At 38.6% G+C, this 21214-nt stretch carries 12 protein-coding genes; 9 read left to right on the top strand and 3 right to left on the bottom strand.

The features are described from left to right. Positions 1-170: 170 nt before the first annotated feature. Positions 171-3362 (bottom strand): SusC/RagA family TonB-linked outer membrane protein, encoded by a 3192-nt coding sequence (locus QM524_RS08325; RefSeq protein WP_283344201.1) that lies wholly within the window; start codon positions 3360-3362, stop codon positions 171-173. Positions 3363-3609: 247 nt separating this feature from the next. On the opposite strand from QM524_RS08325, the gene QM524_RS08320 reads away from it, so the two are divergent. Next, positions 3610-4368 (top strand): DeoR/GlpR family DNA-binding transcription regulator, encoded by a 759-nt coding sequence (locus tag QM524_RS08320; protein WP_166579532.1) that lies wholly within the window; start codon positions 3610-3612, stop codon positions 4366-4368. A 368-nt stretch (positions 4369-4736) separates the two neighbouring features. On the opposite strand, the gene QM524_RS08315 is transcribed toward QM524_RS08320, so the two are convergent. Beyond that, entirely contained in the window at positions 4737-5243 is a 507-nt protein-coding gene (locus tag QM524_RS08315) for a hypothetical protein (RefSeq protein ID WP_095167467.1), read from the bottom strand. A gap of 358 nt (positions 5244-5601) precedes the next feature. Between QM524_RS08315 and QM524_RS08310 the strand changes: the two genes are divergently transcribed. The 7 genes from QM524_RS08310 to QM524_RS08280 all read left to right on the top strand — a co-directional run bounded on the left by QM524_RS08310 (position 5602) and on the right by QM524_RS08280 (position 17080). After that, the gene (locus QM524_RS08310; protein ID WP_283344200.1) at positions 5602-5964 is read left to right on the top strand and encodes a hypothetical protein; all 363 of its coding nucleotides are present in this window, start codon (positions 5602-5604) and stop codon (positions 5962-5964) included. 613 nt (positions 5965-6577) lie between these two features. Next, positions 6578-7846 (top strand): TolC family protein, encoded by a 1269-nt coding sequence (locus tag QM524_RS08305; RefSeq protein ID WP_095167471.1) that lies wholly within the window; start codon positions 6578-6580, stop codon positions 7844-7846. A gap of 19 nt (positions 7847-7865) precedes the next feature. Beyond that, the gene (locus QM524_RS08300) at positions 7866-8966 is read left to right on the top strand and encodes an efflux RND transporter periplasmic adaptor subunit (protein WP_095167473.1); all 1101 of its coding nucleotides are present in this window, start codon (positions 7866-7868) and stop codon (positions 8964-8966) included. 96 nt (positions 8967-9062) lie between these two features. Beyond that, positions 9063-12140 (top strand): efflux RND transporter permease subunit, encoded by a 3078-nt coding sequence (locus tag QM524_RS08295; protein WP_283344199.1) that lies wholly within the window; start codon positions 9063-9065, stop codon positions 12138-12140. A gap of 352 nt (positions 12141-12492) precedes the next feature. Then, positions 12493-15162 (top strand): DNA mismatch repair protein MutS, encoded by a 2670-nt coding sequence (gene mutS / locus QM524_RS08290; protein WP_283344198.1) that lies wholly within the window; start codon positions 12493-12495, stop codon positions 15160-15162. A 416-nt stretch (positions 15163-15578) separates the two neighbouring features. After that, entirely contained in the window at positions 15579-16154 is a 576-nt protein-coding gene (locus tag QM524_RS08285; RefSeq protein ID WP_283344197.1) for a hypothetical protein, read from the top strand. 149 nt (positions 16155-16303) lie between these two features. After that, positions 16304-17080: an RMD1 family protein gene (locus tag QM524_RS08280; RefSeq protein WP_283344196.1), complete on the top strand. Its 777-nt coding sequence runs from the start codon at positions 16304-16306 to the stop codon at positions 17078-17080. 168 nt (positions 17081-17248) lie between these two features. Here the strand turns inward: QM524_RS08280 and clpB are convergent, their stop codons facing one another. After that, the gene (gene clpB / locus QM524_RS08275; protein ID WP_283344195.1) at positions 17249-19849 is read right to left on the bottom strand and encodes an ATP-dependent chaperone ClpB; all 2601 of its coding nucleotides are present in this window, start codon (positions 19847-19849) and stop codon (positions 17249-17251) included. A gap of 374 nt (positions 19850-20223) precedes the next feature. On the opposite strand from clpB, the gene QM524_RS08270 reads away from it, so the two are divergent. Next, complete coding sequence (locus QM524_RS08270) at positions 20224-21207, top strand: aldo/keto reductase (protein ID WP_283344194.1); 984 nt, start codon at positions 20224-20226, stop codon at positions 21205-21207. Positions 21208-21214: the final 7 nt, after the last annotated feature.

Genomic DNA, 21214 nt, shown 5'->3' with positions numbered 1-21214 from the left:
AAGGAAAAAGGGATTTGAAAAATGAGTTTTCTTACAGAATAAGATATAATTGATTATTGAAAATTTATATTCACAACTCACAATTCCTCATTCAGCACTCTCTCTGAATTAGTGGGCGAAAAGATTCGCCCCTAAAAACACATCCCGATTTTCCATCAGTTCATCACATCCTAGAATTTCACTGTTAAGTTGATACCATAGCTACGTGCTCTTGGCAAACCAAATGCCTCGAAACCCTGTGCATTGCTGTTGGTATAACTTGATTCTGGGTCAAAGTTTTCAGTCTTTTTGTACAACACAAATAAGTTACGTGCCACAAAAGAGATTGACGCCGACTGAATCTTAGCAAAGCCTAGGTATTTCGCTGGAATTTTATATCCTAAAACGATTTGACGTAACTTGATAAAGCTTCCATCATACACAAATAGGTCTGAGTAGTTTTTCAAGTTGTCGTAGTAAAGACGTAGCTGAGATACTGGTACTGTACGAGTGTAAGAATCGCCGTTGGCAGTTACACCGTTCAAAACCAAACCATTGTCACGACCTGCCAATGTTTTTTGTTGCAAGCCAAAACGGGTTGCATACACGTTCATTACCGAGAATACATCGTTACCGAATTTACCGTCTAGCAAGATATCCAAGTTCCAGTTTTTGTATGTAAATGAATTGCTAAAACCTGTTGTCAATGGCGCTACACCTTGTCCAATCTCTTTGATTGGGCCTTTTACTGGATAACCTGTAGAAGTATCATAAACGATATTGCCTTTTGAGTCAGTAACCATCGTATAACCTTTGATGATACCATAAGGACGACCAGCATCAGTATTCACAAAAGCCCAAGAACCTACCGAGGTGGCCAATTGGATGGTATTTACACCTTCTGTTAATTGAACTACTCTGTTTTTGTTGTAAGCCAAGTTGAAGCTTGTATTCCAGCTAAAGTTTTTGGTTTTTACCAAAGAACCCGTCAATAATAATTCGATACCTGAGTTGTCTACTTGCCCTACGTTTACATAAGTATTTTGGTAACCACTTGTTCCTGAAATAGCTGTTTTAACAATATCGTTAGTCGTACGACGCAGATAGTAAGTCAAATCTACTCCTAAGCGGTTATTGAATAATTTGGTATCAAGACCTGCTTCCCAAGTAGTAGAAGTAAATGGCTTCAAGCTTGGGTTGTTAAGAAGATACTCGCCATTTGTCATCGTGATTTGTTGCAATGGCTGTCCGCTACTTGTTACCATGCTATAACTCTGGTTCAAAGTATATGGATCTGGCACACCACCACCTACTTGTGCCCAAGATGCTCTCAATTTAGCATAGTTGACAAAAGAAGGCATTTCTGTAGCTTGTGACAATACAAAGCTGGTTCCAACTGCTGGATAAAGAATTGTATTATTTTTGATACCCAAAGTAGAGAACCAATCCTGACGAGCTGAGGCATTTAAAAATAAGACACCTTTGTAATCAAGGTCTAATGAACCAAATACTGAGTTGGTTGCCAAACGTTGCGTTACTGGACGAGTCGTCGCTGTAGTTAGGTTGGTAAAGCTGTAAAAGTTTGGAATAATGAATTGTGTACCGTTAGTGTAAATTTCTGAACGTTCAAAAGAGCGTTGGTTGCCACCTAACATCGCATTCATGTGAACTGGACCTAAATCGGTATTGTAGTTCACCGTCAACATAGAGTTGTTTTCTGTAACTGTCGATTTGATACCTTGATATTCACCTGCAGCGTTTGTTGTGTACACCGTTCCTGTTGGGATAATACCTGTAAAGTCATAGCTGTAGAAATCACGGCTGATATTACCTTTTACAAAAAGGTTTTTCAAAATATCGTACTTCAAACCAAACTGCCCAATAAAACGGTTTTTGGTATCATCATTTCTAAATTTATTAACAACAAAGTAAGAATTAGAAGCATAAGGAGTTTCGTTCCATTGAACCTCGCGGCCTGTTGCGTCATAGCCTGGGTCCATCCAGCGAATGTCTACTGTATTGGCAATCATGTAGTTTGCCCAGTTAGGGTTACCTGGCGCATCACCAGCACTCGGACGATTGTGCGCTTTTTCTAAGTTGTATTGCGCCAAAGCTTCCATCGAAATACGTTCGCTTAATTTAGCATTGATGCTTAAGTTTGCTACTTTACGATTGAAAGTAGAATTTGGCAATACACTCTTATTATTGATGTCTGCTACCGATGCCCTAAAGTTCAAGGCTTCTGTACCACCACTAAATGAAATGGTATTACTCAAAGTTGAACCAGTGCGATAAAAGTTCTTAATATTGTTTTGTTGTGGAGAATAAGGATGTTCTTTTCCGTCAAAAGCAATATAAGGCTGTCCGTCCATTTTGGCACCCCACGAACGGCGTCCCCAGCTTACAGCTTGCGCTTGTGAAGTTGGTTTCACGCCACCGTCTCCTTGACCGTACATATATTGCCAGTCAGTAAAGTCAACAACATCGTCGATGGTAGCAGTAGCGTTGTATTCTACACCAATACCTTTGCGTACGGTACCTTTTTTCGTAGTAATCAAAATAACACCATTGGCAGCTCGTGAACCATACAAGGCTGCTGCTGTACCACCTTTCAAGACTGAGATACTTTCAATATCGTCAGGGTTGATACCACCAATACCATCACCACGGTCAACGTTGTGTCCACTACCACCTGTAGTTGGGCTACCCCCAGGCGTACTGTTGTCGATAGGCATACCATTGATTACATATAAGGGTTGGTTATCGCCTGATAATGAACCATTACCACGAATCACCACTCTACTTGAACCACCTGCACCTGTTGCCAAACTTGTTGCATTTACCCCTGCAATTTTACCAGAAAGAGCATTGGCTAAGTTGGTTTCACGAGCTTGTGTAAATTCACTACCACTTACTTCTGTTACCGAGTAAGCAAGGGCTTTTTTGTCTTTTTTCACACCCAAGGCAGTCACCACCACTTCTTGAATGTTTTGAACACTTTCTTTTAGGGTAACGGACACCGTCGTTTGACTAGCAGAAAGTACCACAGTTTGTGGCTCATAGCCAACCATCGAGACCACCAAAGTGATACTTGTTATGTTATCAGGAATTCCTAATTTGAATTTCCCTGAGGCATCAGTTGAAGTACCAATTTTGGGGTTTCCTTTTACAAAAACAGAAGCTCCAATAATTGGGCTACCATCTTTGGCAGAGGTAATAATACCTGACACAGGAAGTGTGCCAAGCATGTTGAAAGTAATATTGCTCTTATGAGCCAGACGGAGCTCTGCAAGCTCAGTTGCATAACCTTGAAAGGTCATGCTTCCTAGCACAGATAACCACAGCAACCTTTGTGAGCGAGGTAATAGTCGAGTTTTCATCATAGCTTGTTTAGTTGGAGATTTGGATTTTGCAAAATTTGCAAGTTTTGTTTCGCTATTTCTGTACAAACTTAGCATAAATTTTAAATAATACTGCATTTATTGCAATTTAATTCTGCAAATTTTTCAAATAATGAGTATTTATTCTCAATTTTTGCAAATTTTAAATACTTTGTACCTACTGAAAAGGATATATAACCTTAGTCTTTTTGCTATATTTGCAAACGATAACCAACAACCTTCCTTGAATATGTCAGTTAACCTCCTCAAAAAAGAGCGAAAAGATTTGATCCTAAAAGAAATCAATGTGCATACCCGTGTAACCTTTGCGGAGTTAGTAGATGTATTGAATGTTTCGGAAGATACCATTCGAAGAGATTTGAATGAGTTGGCCGAGGAGGGGGAGATTATTAAAATTCGGGGTGGGGCAATGTCAAAAGCCTATCATTATTCTTCTCAAGTAAAGGAAACCTATGCGCACAACTCCAAACAGGAGATTGCTAGAAAAGCGTTGGGATTATTGAAAGAAGGAATGCTGGTGCTAGTAGGCGGAGGAACCACCATCAGAGAGTTGGTCAAACTCATTCCTGATTCACTTCGTATCACTTTTATGACAGTAAATCCCTTGACCGCAGTAGAACTGCTGGACAAGCCCAACGTTGATATTATTATGGTGGGTGGTCAATTGTCTCGTTATAGTCAGATGGCAGTAGGAGGAGAGGTACATCAGCGTTTATCCGAAATGCGTGCAGATTTATGTATTATGGGGAGCAATGCCATTGACACACAAGGGGGGTTTACTGACTCAGACTGGGAGACTGTACTGGTAAAAAAGGCTATGATTAAGGCCTCCAAAAAAGTGGCGGTATTATCGATTGCCGAAAAGCTCGATTCTGTTATGAAGATGAAAATTGCAGATTTATCAGAAATCAATTACTTGGTAACTGACCTCGACCCCAACGATGCCAAATTAGGACCCTACCAAAATAAAGGAGCAACGCTTTTGTAAGAAAGGAGTAATATTCTCTAGCTATTCATCGAAAAAGGGAGGCATCTCTAATTTAGTGTTTTAGTGAGTGAGCGAATGAGTGACTATAATTTAGAAAAAATCAACTTTATGGACGCAATGCTTTGCTTCTAAAGATGTATCCTCTATAGAAGTAGTATTAAACATGAGTCATCCTGAATTTTTAGGATTTGGATGATGCTCCAAGTTTATATCAAAAAAGTGGTCGAAAAATATTTTTCGACCACTTTTTTGATGTTACTATGTTAGATATGACTTGGCTTGAGACGCAATCATTGCGTCTCTACTGCGAGAATATAAATGTTAAAATGATCACTCACTCACTAAATCAGGGATGATTGCATAAAAAACTACACGTTCTCCACCTTAGATTCAATCTTCTCTTTTACTTGTTTCAAATTTTCTAACAAATGTTCACGCATTTGCACGAACTGCATAATTTCGGTGTGATTCTCCGAGTATTTTAAGTTTGGAAAAAACAGTGATGGAAAAAGGATAAACTCATGTACTTGTGATTCGGGCTTCTTTCCTTGTTTTTTTACTGCAAGAGTAATTTTGGGAGCACTAAAATCACGATGTTGACTCGAAGAATCGATATGGATAGATTCGATGTGTTCGAATGGAATTTCTTTGGTAGAGGTTACCGACGTCCCAACGGTATGAATATGATATAACTTTTGGTCTGAAAGCGCTACATAAACGGCTCTTTTCTTCTTGAAAATACCATTGATACTGTCTTGTAAGTTTTGCAAACCACTTAATTGAGGGTATTGAACCGAAACTAACGCATGAATGGGAGCACTAATAGAGTTACTAATGTGTGAAAACGAATCTAATACCTGAAATCTTTTAGCCATGTGAATACGTATGATTTATTAGGGTTGATTGTAAACGAAGTAAGTAATGCCCAAATGTTTGTGAATAGATGATTCCTTTAAGAAGAATGAATACTATGACAACGGACAATGCTATTGATTTATGATAGTCAACTGAAAAATAAGCTTAAAATTACAACTAATGTGCCAAAATTTGTCTAACTATTTTGAGAAAGAATTGCTATAATATTTATTCTAATAAAATCAATAGAGTACAACAATATCTATAATAATTTAACAGTTTTTAACAATAATTAATCAAAACAAATCTGTATCTTTACGACCAGCAATTATAAACTTCTTTAAGTAAATCAGTAAAGACCAGTCAATTTTGCGTACCATGAAAGCTTTTCGTTTATTCAAATGGATATTACCCCTAATGCTATGGACCATAGCAGTGGGTGGCTATGCCCATGATGGAAAAACTAAAGTTAGCTATACCAAGGTAAGCCAAAGTGTTACCAAGTTTAGTAAAAAAAGAACTTTTGGTCGTCATTTTGAAGTTGAAAACAATGTCTTACTTGACAATCAAGAAGAAAAAGATGAAAGCTCTGAGCGTTCTCATGGGTTGACTTCTGCTTCTGATTTATCAAGTATCGAGCGTGCAATTATTCAAACCTTGCAACGTTCGGATGTTCCATTTGTACCTCATTTATCCTTTTCGAAAAAACTATTTATCCTTCATTGTGTCTATTTAATTTGAGAATAGCACAAACTCACTCATTATATTTCCCTAAAAACTTTTTTTAAAATCAACATTAGCCCTTTGAGGTGCCAACAATGCAAGGATAAGTCCGTATAATCATTATACTGACAGATTGATTTTGCATTGGTCTAAAAAGCTTAGATTGCTTAGGTAATTAAGGCTTGATAGAGAAGTGTAACTTTGCTTAAGGTGTTGTAAAACAAGTATGTAATGTGGTATCAAACTGCATTAATTCTATACGTACGTTATTTTGCTGACATTCTACTCAAATTTATTACTTCTGTTCACTTCAATACTCTTTCCAGAAATCGGGCTGATTGTATGACGCTTTCGTTTTAGAGACCAGCGTTGTTTCTGAATCGATAAGCATAATAAGAAATAGTGCTAGTTAGGGTAGGTTTATATAATAATCTACCTTCTTGGTATAAATATCAAGAAAATGCTAACAAGATATAAGTGCTTTGCTAAATAATCGACAGTGTTAGTCCGTCGGATTTTACAAAAAAAGCAAATCACTCAATATTCGTTGGTTTTGTACTATTGCTTAATGTGTATGCGGGGGCATGCACAAGGTTTTGTCCGTTTCATTTTAATCACTTGACTCAAAATTATGAAATCCTATTTGGTATGGATTTTCGGCTTGATGTGTAGTGCCAATGTGGCTTTGTCTCAAAGCCGTGATACATTGCGCCTAAACGTAGACGAGGCCGAACAGCAGTTTGTTAAAAACAACCTCACTTTACTAGCTCAGAAGTACAATATCGAAGCTTCTAAAGCAGCAATCATTCAGGCTAAACTTTTGCCTAACCCTAATATCAACTACGAACAAGGGTTGAACACCATGAAGACTATCGCCAATGATGCGCCAATTGGGGCTTTTGGTGAAAGAACTTTGCAAATTCAACAGTTGATTCTATTGGCGGGAAAGCGCAACAAGCAAGTCAATGTTGCTAAAATCAATGCTGAAATCACAGATTATCAGTTTTTTGAAATCGTAAGAGGTTTGACGTATCAGCTACATGCTAGTTTTTATACAATCCATTATTTACAAAAAACATTAGCCACGTACGAACAAGAAATAGAAACACTTAACAAGCTTTTGAGTGCTTATTCGGATCAAGTTGCCAGAGGTAATGTCCCTCAAAAAGAATTGATTCGCTTACAGTCTTTCTTAGTGAGTCTCGAAACAGAACGTTCTAATATCATTTTGGAAATTACTGATAATCAAGCCGTACTCAAGGTACTTTTATCAGATACTTCTACCAAAACGGTACATCCAATCGTAGATGATAATGCTTTGGAACAAAAAAGCGCAGCAGGCTTACAGCTCAGTGAGTTAATTAATAGTGCCACTGATAATCGTTATGACCGTAAGATTCAAGAAGCAACAGTACGATTAGCTTCAGCTGACTTGGCTTTGCAAAAAGCAATGGCTACGCCCGATTTGACCATTGGTTATAGCTATGACCGTGCAGGTAGTTACCTCAACAATTACCATGGCTTAACGATTGCAATGGATTTGCCAGTGTTTAATAAAAATCAAGGAAATATTAAGATCGCTGAAAATACGATTCAAGCCAACAAACAGAATTTAGCACAAACCGACGTACAAATTAACAATGACGTTTTGCAAGCTTTGCTCAAAGCACAAGAAGCCGAACGTTTATATAAGACACTTGATAAAAACTATTTGCCAAGCTTTAATAAGTTGATTGATGGAGTAGTGCAAAACTACCAAAAGCGTAACATCACGTTACTGGAGTTTATGGACTTTTTGGAGTCGTATAAAATAACCGTTACGCAAATCAATACGCTTCAAAACACAAGAATGCAGACATTCGAAAATCTCAATTTTGTAGTAGGCAAAAAAGTTCTTTAAGATTTAAACAGACATCACAATGAAAAAGCATATAAAGTATCTTTCAATTCTTGCAATCTCAACTTTGGCTACTGCTTGTAGCTCTTCTCAGGCTGATAACGAATCAAAGGCAGAAGATCAGCCTTTTGAACTATCGCAACGACTAAAGCAAGAATTGAGCTTGGCACCAGCTACGCTAGAGCCTATTCAAACACAATTGCAGTTGACAGGCAAAGTAATGCCCTATGAAGATAAACAAGTAAAAGTATCTCCTTTAGTAGATGGCGTTATCGAAAAAATCCATGCCAATCTAGGTGATTTTGTTAATAAAGGACAAACACTTGCGGTAGTTCACTCATCGGAGGTGGCAGATGTTGAAAACCAAACGGTAGGTGCAACCTCCGATTTGTTATCAGCTCAAAAGAATTTGCAAGTACAAAAGGATATGTATAAGGCGGGTTTGGCATCTGAAAAAGATGTGACTTTTGCTCAAAACGATGTGTTGAAAGCCCAAGGTTCATTGAAACGCGCTAAAGAAGTATCTAGTATTTATAGTGTAAAAAATGCGTTTTACACCCTAAAAGCGCCAATTTCAGGTTATGTAATCGAAAAAAATAATGCTATTTCTGATAAAATGTCCTTCCACGAAGGTGAAACGGGAGCATTTTTCACTATCGCAGACTTATCGCAGATTCAAGTGGTGGCAAATGTGTATGAAGCAGATATTGCCAAAGTACATGTGGGTTCTCAAGTACAAGTAAAATTGATTTCTTATCCAGATAAGGTTATCAAAGGGGTGGTAAACAAAATGAGTAACGCCCTAGATCCTGAAACACGTACCTTACAGGTTCGTATCAATATGCCAAATCCTGGCTTTTTGATGAAACCAGAAATGTTTGCACAGGTAGACGTAAGTTATAGCTCGTCAGACAGAAGCATTGCGATTCCATCGTCGGCGGTCATTTTTGATCAAAACAAAAACTTTGTGATTGTTTATAAGGATGCTAAGCATTTGGAGGTAAGAGAAATCCAGATTGCAAAACAAAACTCTACGAAGACTTATGTGATTTCAGGGTTGAAAGAGGGTGAAAATGTAATGAACAAAAACCAATTGTTGGTGTACAACGCTTTGGTAAACTAATTCGCGAAGTAAAGAATAGTGTTTTTCGACTGAAAAGTACTACTCAACTTATGCTAAAATTGTTCAAAACAGTATTCTTATAAATCACTCATTCGGATGAAAAAGCTATTAGCGTTATCGCTCAAATATAAATTTGCAGTATTCTTTTTTACTGCTGTAGTAGTGATTGGAGGTATCTCAAGTTTTATCAATACCCCAATCGACGCCTTTCCTGATGTTACCAATACTCAGGTTACTATTATTACTCAATGGTCTGGACGTAGTGCCGAGGAGATTGAAAAGTTTGTAACCGCTCCGCTCGAAATCTCGATGAACGGGGTGCAAAAGAAAACCACTGTTCGTTCTACAACGCTATTTGGCTTGTCGGTTGTAGTGGTGATGTTTGACGATGGTGTCGACAATAACTTCGCTCGTATTCAGGTAAACAATGCCTTGATGGGCGTTGAACTTCCTGATGGCGTTGAGCCTGAAGTGCAGCCGCCATATGGCCCAACAGGCGAAATCTTCCGCTATACCCTAGAAGGCAAAGGAATGACCTCTCGCCGTTTTAAAGAAATCCAAGACTGGGTAATTGACCGAAATTTGCGCTCAGTACCGGGTGTAGCAGATATTGTAAGTTTTGGTGGTGAAGTAAAAACGTATGAAATTAGTGTAAATCCTAATTTGCTTCAAGACTATAAAATTACACCCTTAGACGTTTTTACAGCTGTTGAGAAAAGTAATATCAATGTTGGAGGTGATGTGATTACCAAAAACAATCAAGCTTACGTAGTTCGTGGTATTGGTTTATTGAAAAATATCCAAGACATTCAAAATATCTTGGTCGATAATATCAATGGTGTACCTGTTTATGTAAAAACTGTGGCAACCGTAACAGAGTCGGCTTTACCTCGTTTGGGACAAGTGGGAAGAGGTAATGATAATGATGCTGTTGAGGGTATCGTTGTAATGCGTAAAGGAGAAAACCCTTCAGAAGTAATTCAAAATCTGAATTTGAAAGTAGAGGAATTAAACTCAAAAATTCTTCCAAATGGAGTAAAGATTAAAACGTTTTATAATCGCCAAACGCTCCTGAATTTTTGTATAGAAACCGTAACTCACAACCTCATCGAAGGGATTGTTTTGGTAACCCTAATCGTATTGATTTTCTTGGCTGACTGGCGTGCATCCTTGATTGTATCGATGATTATTCCTTTGGCTTTGCTATTTGCTTTTTGCTGTCTGAAGCTTCTCGGAATGAATGTGAACCTACTTTCGTTAGGTGCCGTAGACTTCGGGATTATTATTGATGGTACTGTAGTGGTAGTCGAAGGTCTGATTGTAGTGTTAGCTCATCAAGCTGAGCATGTGGGTATGGAGCGCTTTAATAAATTGGCTAAAATGTCAATCATCAAGCGTACTGGTACAAGTATGGGTAAGGCGATTTTTACTTCAAAAATCATTATCTTGATTGCATTGTTGCCCATTTTCGCATTCCAAAAAGTAGAAGGTAAAATGTTTACCCCATTGGCATGGACATTAGGTTCGGCCTTGTTGGGTGCATTGATTTTTACCTTAACATTGGTGCCAGTAATGGTGAGTATTTTGATGAATAAAAATGTGAAAGAGAAGAGTAACTTCTTAGTAGATGCTGTGATGAAGTACTCTATGAAGCTTTTCAATTACTGTTTTTCACACAAAAAATTTACTTTCATTACCACAGGTATTATCACAGTTGTTGGTTTTTGGACCTTAACTATTCACGGAACAGAGTTCTTGCCTCAACTCAACGAAGGGTCGATTTACGTGCGTGCTACGATGCCTCGTAGTATCAGTTTGGACGAATCTGTGCGCTATGCCAACGATATTCGTAAGGTATTTGAAGGCTTTCCCGAAGTTCGTCAGGTATTGTCACAAGCTGGTCGCCCGAACGATGGTACTGACCCAACTGGTTTCTATAACGTCGAATTTCACGTAGATATTTATCCGCAAAAAGAATGGGCAAGTAAGCTCACCAAAGCGCAACTGATTGAGAAAATGGAAAACAAATTGAGCATTTTCCAAGGAGTTGTATTTGGTTTCTCACAACCAATTATGGATAACGTAGAAGAAGCGGTATCAGGGGTAAAAGGCTCTATTGCCGTAAAAATCTACGGTAACGATTTTGACTTTTTGGAAGGTGAAGCCGAAAAAGTAGAAAAGGTTTTACGTCATGTAAAAGGTATCGAAGATTTGGGAATTATTCGTAACCTCGGTCAACCAGAATTGCATATTGAGCTCGACCAACAAAAAATGAACTTCTATGGTGTACAAACAGCCGATGCCGATGCCGTAGTAGCAATGGCAATTGGTGGTCAAACTGCCAGTCAACTGTACGAAGGCGAACGCAAATTTGATATTCGTGTGCGTTTCCAATCGGAGTTCCGTAAGTCAGAACAAGAAATTCGCAACTTGATGGTGCCTTCGATGAGCGGAACCAAAATACCTATTAAGCAAATTGCCGAAGTGAAAACGTTGACAGGTCCAAGTTTGATTTTCCGCGAAGACACCAAGCGTTTTATCGCCGTAAAATTCTCTGTTCGTGGTCGTGACATGGGTAGCACCATTGCCGAAGCACAACAGGAAGTGAAAAAAGTCATTCCTAACCTACCAAAAGGATACGACATGAAATGGAAAGGTGATTTCGAAAACCAACAACGTGCCTCTAAACGTTTGGCACAAGTAGTTCCTATTTCGATGATTGCGATTTTCTTTATCCTATATGTAATGTTCGGAAGTTTGAGAGATGCAGGTTTGGTATTCTCCAACGTGCCATTTGCGATTATTGGTGGTTCGGTAGCCCTGTTGGTAACACATACCAATTTCAGTATTTCGGCGGGTATTGGTTTTATTGCATTATTCGGTATTTGTATCCAAAATGGGGTAATAATGATTGAGGTATTTAAAGAAAACCTCCATAAGAAAATGACCTTGCTCGACTCGATTACCGAAGGTGTAAAATCGAGGGTTCGTCCAGTAATGATGACCGCTATGATGGGTATTTTTGGGATGTTGCCTGCAGCCACTTCCTCAGGTATCGGTTCGGAATCTCAAAAACCATTAGCTATTGTAGTAATTGGTGGGATGATTGGCGCAACAATTTTGACGCTCTTTATTTTCCCATTATTCTACGAAAGAGTGTATAGAAATAAATAGAAATGCAGAATGGAGAGATAAGGATACAATTTCCTAATTCTCCTAAAAATATAACAAGCGATTTAGCTTAAAGAGTAAATAATCTATTTGTCTGTTTAGAATCGCTGCCGGCAATGCTGGCAGTGATTTTTCTTTTTTACAAAACAATATTCCTTTAAAAACTCTAATTTTGTAAGCTTGAATAGGAAATGGCTGTAGACCTCAGACTGTATTAGGACAGTAAATCAGATAAAACATAATGCAGTGCGTGCGTATCTACTTACAAGCTATTCTTGATTAGTAAATTATGAAACTTTGGGTATCCTAATACTCAATAGCATTCCCAAAATCTAGCAATTACATCAATACCATAATGGCAAGACCTTCTAAAAATACAGATACAGACCATAAACCCGCTAAAAAAGCAACCGAAACACCTCTTTCGAAACAATACAATCAAATTAAAGCCAAATATCCGGGAGCCTTATTGCTGTTTAGGGTAGGGGATTTTTATGAAACTTTTGGAGAGGATGCTGTAACAGCTTCCAAAATTTTAGGTATTGTTTTGACTCGTCGCAACAACGGGACTGCCGATGACCAATTGGCAGGATTTCCACACCACTCATTAGATACTTACTTGCCAAAGTTGGTGCGTGCGGGGCAACGTGTGGCTATTTGTGATCAATTAGAAGATCCTGCTTCTGCCAAAGGAATTGTAAAACGTGGAGTTACTGAACTAGTTACCCCAGGGGTGTCCTTCAACGACAATGTACTTGATGTAAAGCAAAATAACTATTTAGCTTCTATTTCTTTTGCAGGGTTTTCGAAAGATGTTATTGGTATTTCTTTCTTGGATGTATCAACAGGTGAGTTTTTGTGTTCACAAGGCAATTCGGCATATATCGAAAAACTTTTACAAAGTTTTATGCCTTCGGAGGTATTATATTGTAAAAAATACCGTCAGGAGTTTACACAACTTTTTGGGGATAAGTTCAACACTTTTGCTTTGGAAGAATGGGTGTTTACTTATGATTTTGCCTATCCTTTGTTGATTAATCATTTCAAAACCAATTCATTAAAAGGTTTTGGTGTTGAAACACTCAATGAAGGTATTATTGCTGCAGGTGTTATACTCCATTATTTGGCCGAAACCGAGCACCGTGAAGTTGGACATATTGTACGCATCAACCGTTTGGAGGAAGACAAGTATGTGTGGCTCGATAAATTTACGATTCGTAACCTTGAGCTCGTTCATCCGCAGCAAGAAGGTGGTGTCCCTTTGATTAATATCATCGATCAAACTCATACGCCAATGGGCGCACGCTTGTTACGTAAGTGGTTGGTATTGCCTCTCAAAGAAAAATCTTTGATTCAAGAGAGATTAAATACCGTCGCATTTTTCAAAAAACACCTTGAGCTCAGAGAAACTTTACAACAGCATTTGAAGCAAATTGGCGATTTGGAACGTTTGATTTCGAAAGTGGCGGTGCGTCGTATCAATCCTCGGGAGATGTTGCAATTGAAAAAAGCCTTGGCACATATCGACCCTATTAAAGGGCATATTCAAGAAGCGCTTTTGGATTTTGGTAACGACTTAGGCGCTGACGTTCTCAGACGCTATTCTGACCAACTGAATCCTTGTCATTTTTTACTAGAAAAAATCCAGAAAGAACTCCGTGACGAAGTACCTATTGTGACCAATCAGGGAAATATGATTCGTGAGGGCGTCGATTCGGATTTAGATGCCTTGCTAAAGGTGGCTTATTCAGGAAAAGATTTCTTGATTCAGTTACAAAATCGTGAAATAGAACGCACTGGTATTACTTCACTCAAGATTTCTTTTAATAAGGTATTTGGATATTATTTGGAAGTAACCAATTCGCATAAAGATAAAGTACCTATCGACTGGATTCGTAAGCAAACCTTGGTAAATGCTGAGCGTTATATTACCCCAGAGCTAAAGGAATACGAGGAAACAATCTTAGGAGCAGAAGATAAAATTTTTGTTATCGAACAACGTATTTTCAATGATTTGGTAAACGTAGCCAATGAATATGTCTTGCAAATTCAACAAAATGCAAGAATGATTGCAGTGTTGGACGTATTAACCAATTTTGCGAAAGTTGCGGAAAAAAATAACTACGCTCAACCTATCGTTACCGACGCAAAAGTATTGGAAATTAAGGAAGGTCGCCACCCTGTAATCGAACAGCAATTGCCACTGGGCGAAACCTATGTGCCAAACGATTTGCATTTGGACGATGCCGAGCAACAAATTATTATCATCACGGGTCCAAACATGGCGGGTAAGTCTGCCTTGTTGCGCCAAACAGCCTTGATTGTGTTGATGGCACAAATTGGTTGTTTCGTTCCAGCCCAAGCCGCCGAAATCGGGATTGTCGATAAGGTATTTACCCGTGTAGGAGCAAGCGATAACTTGAGTAAAGGAGAATCTACATTTATGGTCGAAATGACTGAAACGGCTAGTATTTTGAATAACCTATCGGATAGAAGCTTAGTTTTGATGGACGAAATTGGACGTGGAACAAGTACATACGATGGAGTTTCGATCGCTTGGGCTATTGCCGAATATTTGCATAATCACTCGCATTTCAGACCAAAAACGCTATTTGCTACACACTATCATGAACTCAATGAGTTGACCACAGATTTTAAACGTATCAAAAACTTTAATGTTTCGGTAAAAGAGGTGGGCAACAAAATCATCTTCATGCGTAAGTTGATGGAAGGTGGTTCTGAGCATAGTTTTGGTATTCATGTGGCGCAATTGGCAGGTATGCCTGTAAGTGTAGTACATCGAGCCAACGAAATTTTGGCGGAACTAGAACGCAATCGTTCTAAAGAACAACATCGCACAACCATCAAGGAGATGCCAAAACAGAATTACCAAATGAATATTTTTGAAGCAAGTAATCCAAAACTTGAGAAGATTCAAGAGACCCTAAAGAAATTGGATGTCAATACACTTTCACCAATCGAAGCCTTATTGAAATTAAATGAATTTAAAAAGATGCTTGAATAAATTGTGCGTTAGGAAACAGTCGTTCCTGATTGAGTGGGTGAGAGAATGAGCGATTTAGTGATTATTTTGATTAACGGTCAAGGTACTTCATCATTACCTAGTTCGAGACTTAGTCTCGGACTAACTTTTGCTTCAGTTTATAAACTGTATAAAAATAAGTTCAAGACTAAATCATGAACTAGTAACATCTTAGCAGTTAATCAAAAAGGCATTCGAAAAACCAATTTCGAATGCCTTTTTGATACTATATTTCAGCATAAAACCTCTTTAGACGCAATCATTGCGTCTCTAAAAATGTATTTCATATTTAGACTAATCACTCATTCTCACAATCGCTAAATCACTCAATACGGTACATTAATAGACAATTTCAAAACAAACCACATCGTTAGTTTTAAAAACAACCCCACAAAACTATGCTTAAATACACATTAATTTTGCTTTTCTCTATCTTTCAAATCACACAATCCAATGCTCAAAGTATTATCGTTTGGAGCGGAGAAAGTCCATTGAAAATCAGTGATTTTATGGCAAAATCTCCTTTGAATAGTGGCAATTTGTATGGTTGCCAAGCTAGTTGCAGTATCGATTTTGGGTTTCGTATGAGCGCAGCTTCGTTTATGTTGACCAAAAATTTTAATAATAAAGTCAAAGCCGTTTTTACGAGAAATACCTCTTACTTGGTTGCCAATACGGAGGAGCAAAAACAGCAGTTAGTCGCTTATTCGCAATGTATTTTTGATGTGACCGAATTGTATGCTCGCAAATTTAGAAAGCGCCTTTTTGAAGAAAAGAAAGCATTTTCCAATAGCGAGTTTTATGCCAATGCACAAGAAGAACTCCAGAAAGAGCTTCAAGCACGCGAAAACTATATTCAGACGGTAACAAAGTTGGGCCAAAACACAGAAGAATTGACCAAAATCAGAACCCAAGTACTAGCCGAAATCGCTGAACTATCGGATTATTGTTACGATTGCAAGCCCAAGAAATAGTTGAAACGCCATATAGTAGGAGGCGCAATGCTTTGCGCCTCCCCAGAATCACACCTTCATAAATTTTTCATACAGATTTAAACCGAGGTAAAGCCCGAAAAACGTAAATTTGAGCTAGGTGAATACACAAAGCCTCAAATTTTACTCGTATGAAAATCGATGCATACCAAATATCTGAAGTCTTTAACCTCAAGAAGTTTAAACAAGACTATACCAGCGAACCTTCCCTTTACAACAATTCAGAATTATTCTATAAGCGAGAAGACGATACCTATATCTATTTATTGAGTTATGGGGTGGTAGTTTTTGCGGGTGTGGGTGATTTGGAAAAAAGTGAATTTTTGAAATTTATCAAAAACTACGCTGAAGGATTGATTGAAGAAAAGTTTGAAGACGATTTTATTGTCCAAACAGACCCCTCTATTTCGGTAGTGCTCAAGCATAATTCTATTACTGTTTCAGAACTAACCGATGACTCTATCCGCATCATCATGCTCAATATTGGTCAGTCTGTGGCATTGGATTATTATGAGGCGTTGACGTATAAAATTGCTACGAGCACCAAGCAAATGACCGATGAATTAGAGCATCACGGGCGTCTCAAAAGCTCGCAAAGTGAACTCCTGAAATTTATTGGCAAAACTATCAATATCAAAAACAGTATTATCGATAACCTCTACATCTTCGACTCACCCGAAGAAGCTTGGGAAAACGAGCATTTAGAGCGCATAGACAAAGGCTTGAAAAAGACCTTCGACCTCAAAATGCGTTACCAAGATATAGAATACAAACTCAAAATCGTTCAAGAAAACTTAACCCTTTTCATGGAGCTTGTCCAAAACCGAGAAAGCACCCGTCTCGAATGGGTTATCATTATCTTGATTTTGATAGAAGTGTTTGATTTGATATTTACGAAGATATTTTAGTGATTTAAAAAGCAAAGGAAAAAAGGGATAAAGTGTTTAAGTGCTTTGTCCCTTTTTTCTTTGATGAGGAAATAGTTTGTATTCCCAACCCCATAAAAAAGGAGACCACAACACAATCCATTTCACAACCCTGTAGTCTCCTTTTTTCTCCTCAACCAACTATTTGACTTAAACCTCGACTGTTACGTTCGAGAATTTTAATGATTTATCTTCGCCTAATTCCATCATTACAATAGAATCTTTGCTTACGTAATGTCCAAGAATTTGTTTTGACAATTCGTTCAAAATTCTTCTTTGCAATACACGCTTGAGTGGACGAGCTCCCATGGTTGGGTCATAGCCTTCTTCTGCTAAGAATGTCAAGGCTTCGTCGGTAGCTTCGAGTGTGATGCCTTGTTCTTTCAAACGGTCTTGGATTTGTTTGAACTGGATTTCGACAATCTTGTGAAGGTTGTTTTTAGAAAGTGGTTCAAACATCACAATTTCATCTACACGGTTCAAAAACTCTGGACGAACCACTTGCTTCAATAAGCCCATTACTTCTTCTTTGGCTTTTTCTAAGATGATATGGTTATTCCAACCTTCCATTTCTGCCATTTTTTCTTGAATAATATGACTACCAATGTTTGATGTCATAATAATGATGGTATTCTTGAAATTGGCAATACGTCCTTTGTTGTCAGTCAAACGACCGTCATCGAGTACTTGCAAAAGGATGTTCCAAACGTCTGGGTGTGCTTTTTCGATTTCGTCGAGCAAAATAACACTGTAAGGTTTGCGACGTACCGCTTCGGTCAACTGACCACCTTCATCATAACCTACGTATCCTGGAGGTGCTCCAATCAAACGGCTTACCGCATGACGCTCCTGATACTCAGACATATCAATTCTAACCATTGCATTCTCATCGTTGAAGAGATAATCTGCAAGTGATTTGGCTAATTCGGTCTTACCAACCCCTGTTGTACCTAAGAAAATAAATGAACCAATCGGACGGCGAGGGTCTTGCATACCAGCGCGCGAACGACGAACTGCATCTGAAATAGCCTCAATCGCTTCTTCTTGCCCTGCTACACGTTTGCCTAATTCCTCTTCCATATGCAAGAGCTTTTCTTGCTCGGCTCGCATCATTTTTGAAACTGGGATACCTGTCCATTTTGCTACCACCTCAGCGATATTCTCTGCTGTTACCTCTTCCTGAAGCATGGTGTTTTCTTCTACCTTCGGTGTTTGTAGCTCTTTGAGTTTGTTTTCCGCCTCTAGTAATTTGCCATAGCGGATTTCTGCTACTTTGCCATAATCACCAGCACGTTCGGCTTGTTCTGCCTCTAATTTCAAACGGTCAATATCTTCTTTGATTTTACGAACATTATCAAGCACCGATTTTTCTGATTGCCATTTGGCCATTAAGCCCGATTTTTTTTCGGTCAATTCTGCCAATTCACGACTAATAATGGTTTCACGCTCCTTATTATTTTCACGACGAATCGCTTCTCTCTCAATTTCGAGTTGCATAATACGGCGTTGTAAATCATCAATTTCTTCAGGAACAGAGTCAATCTCCATACGCATTTTAGCTGCTGCTTCGTCCATCAAGTCGATGGCTTTGTCAGGCAAAAAACGATCTGAAATATAGCGGTTTGACAACTCAACGGCAGCAATGACCGCATCATCCTGAATGCGTACTCCGTGGTGAAGTTCATATTTTTCCTTGATACCTCTCAAGATAGAAATGGCATCAGTTACATCTGGTTCGTCTACAGTAACAGCTTGGAAACGACGTTCGAGGGCTTTATCTTTCTCAATATATTTTTGGTACTCCTTAAGCGTAGTCGCCCCAATAGCATGCAATTCGCCACGTGCCAAAGCTGGTTTGAGCAAATTGGCCGCATCCATCGCACTATCACCACCACCTCCTGCGCCAATCAAGGTATGGATTTCATCAATAAACATGATGATTTCGCCTTCTGCGTCGGTTACTTCTTTGATAACAGCCTTCAAACGCTCTTCAAACTCACCCTTGTATTTGGCACCTGCAATCAACAAGCCCATGTCTAGGGTATAAATCGTTTTGCTACGAAGGTTTTCGGGTACGTCTCCCAATACAATTCTTTGAGCTAAACCTTCTACGATAGCGGTTTTACCTACGCCTGGCTCACCAATCAACATGGGGTTGTTTTTGGTACGGCGAGAAAGAATCTGTAAAACACGACGGATTTCTTCATCACGACCAATCACAGGGTCGATTTTTCCTGACTTGGCTAATTCATTTAGGTTACGAGCATATCGTTCCAACGAACGATAGGTTGCTTCTGCATTTTGGTCTTTCACGTTGGTGTTACCTCTAAGTTCTTTAATCGCTGATTTGAGTGTATTTTCTTTGAAGCCACTATCTTTTAATAGAGTAGCTACGGAGTCTTTTCCTAAAAATAAGCCCATCAAAAGTAGTTCTACGCTGACAAACTCATCGCCAAAATCTTTCAATAGATTTTCGGCCTTGGTGAGAGCAGCGGCGGCATCATTGGCCAAATAAGGCTGTCCGCCCGATACTTTTGGATAGGAGTTAACAATGCTTTCAAGTTTGGTCAATAGGATATTTTCATTCACACCCATTTTCTTCAACAAGAAGCCCGAAGTATTGCTGTCTTCCTCAAGAATAGCTTTCAGCAAGTGCCCCGCTTCGATGGCCTGCTGACCATTACCCGAGGCAATCGTAGCTGCCTGCTGGATAATCTCCTGGGTTTTGGTGGTGTATTTATTAAAGTTCATATCAGTAGTTTTGTTTTGTCCTGATTTGTTTCATTTGCTAATTATTTATCAAATATGAATCCAATCAGCACAATCGGAAAAAATGTCTTGTTTTAAGCAATTTAGGGAATTTTTATCCGCCAAAATTTCAGTAGAATCCATCCAAATCAGCATTTATAATGTCATATTGTCTTTAGATTTGTAGAGGAATAAATTTTAGTATTAATGCTGAATTGCGATTGTATTTTACATTAGAAATTTACTAGCTGTTATTTGGCAAGATTACTCATGATTATAAGCACTGGTAATTAATTGAAAATTTACATTCACAATTCACCATTCGCTTATTCACAATTAAACATTATCACTAAATCACTCATTCACAATTAATCATCATGCAACTCAGAAAATTTCAGACAGAACTTATTAGCGAAATCGGTCTTGGTACTTGGCAACTAGGCAGTGCCGATTGGGGAAATGTTACAGAAGAATCTGCTTTCGAAATCCTCAATCGGTTTGTGGATTTAGGAGGTAATTTTATCGATACGGCCGATGTATATGGTGGAGGTATCAGCGAAAAGGTCATCGGTAAATTTTTGAAAACTCGTTCAGAAACGCTTTATGTAGCCACCAAACTCGGAAGAAGAGGAGATAATGGAAACGGTTGGCCACAAAATTTTACATATGAGGCTATCAAACAACACGTGGAAGACTCTCTTCAAAATCTTCAATTGGAGCAGTTGTATTTGGAACAATTACACTGTATCCCAACCGAAGAATTGCAAAAAGGTGATGTTTTCGACTCATTAAGAAAATTGCAAGACGAAGGTTTAATCAAATACTGGGGCGTTAGTGTCGAAACTGCTGAGGAGGCGCTTATTTGTTTGGAGCAGGAAGGTCTTGCTTCCTTACAAATTATTTTCAACCTATTCCGTCAGCATTTAGCAGATGAAATCTTTGCTAAAGCACAAGAAAAAGGCGTTTCCTTAATCGTTCGAGTGCCGTTAGCGAGCGGGCTTTTGAGTGGAAAATATACCAAGGATACCGAATTTGCTACTACAGACCATCGTAACTATAATGCTAATGGAGAGTTTTTCAACGTTGGCGAGACGTTTTCGGGAGTAGCTTTTGCACAAGGTGTAGAGTTTGCTCAAAGTTTGGGAAATCTTATGCCCGATGAGCGTTTGGCACAATGGTCATTACGTTGGATTTTGGATCATCCTGCTGTTACTACAGTGATTCCTGGAGCTACCAAAATTTCTCAAGTTGAATCCAACATGGGCTCTAGTAATTTGGAGCCATTATCCGCCGAAATTCATACGGCTTTGAGAGAGGTGTATGATAACCAAATTAAGCCTGCAATTCGTGGGAAATACTAGTCGGAAT

Origin of the sequence: Flectobacillus roseus (assembly GCF_030056595.1) — a bacterium.
GTDB lineage: Bacteria > Bacteroidota > Bacteroidia > Cytophagales > Spirosomataceae > Flectobacillus > Flectobacillus roseus.
This window is presented reverse-complemented; position numbering and strand designations above follow the sequence as displayed.

Bases quoted from the DNA above. Each gene is read 5' to 3' on its own strand.
- mutS (WP_283344198.1), top strand. From the start codon at position 12,493: ATGGCAAGACCTTCTAAAAATACAGATACAGACCATAAACCCGCTAAA.
- QM524_RS08300 (WP_095167473.1), top strand. From the start codon at position 7,866: ATGAAAAAGCATATAAAGTATCTTTCAATTCTTGCAATCTCAACTTTG.
- QM524_RS08305 (WP_095167471.1), top strand. From the start codon at position 6,578: ATGAAATCCTATTTGGTATGGATTTTCGGCTTGATGTGTAGTGCCAAT.
- QM524_RS08295 (WP_283344199.1), top strand. From the start codon at position 9,063: ATGAAAAAGCTATTAGCGTTATCGCTCAAATATAAATTTGCAGTATTC.
- QM524_RS08310 (WP_283344200.1), top strand. From the start codon at position 5,602: ATGAAAGCTTTTCGTTTATTCAAATGGATATTACCCCTAATGCTATGG.
- QM524_RS08270 (WP_283344194.1), top strand. From the start codon at position 20,224: ATGCAACTCAGAAAATTTCAGACAGAACTTATTAGCGAAATCGGTCTT.
- QM524_RS08285 (WP_283344197.1), top strand. From the start codon at position 15,579: ATGCTTAAATACACATTAATTTTGCTTTTCTCTATCTTTCAAATCACA.
- QM524_RS08325 (WP_283344201.1), bottom strand. From the start codon at position 3,362: ATGATGAAAACTCGACTATTACCTCGCTCACAAAGGTTGCTGTGGTTA.
- QM524_RS08280 (WP_283344196.1), top strand. From the start codon at position 16,304: ATGAAAATCGATGCATACCAAATATCTGAAGTCTTTAACCTCAAGAAG.
- clpB (WP_283344195.1), bottom strand. From the start codon at position 19,849: ATGAACTTTAATAAATACACCACCAAAACCCAGGAGATTATCCAGCAG.
- QM524_RS08315 (WP_095167467.1), bottom strand. From the start codon at position 5,243: ATGGCTAAAAGATTTCAGGTATTAGATTCGTTTTCACACATTAGTAAC.
- QM524_RS08320 (WP_166579532.1), top strand. From the start codon at position 3,610: ATGTCAGTTAACCTCCTCAAAAAAGAGCGAAAAGATTTGATCCTAAAA.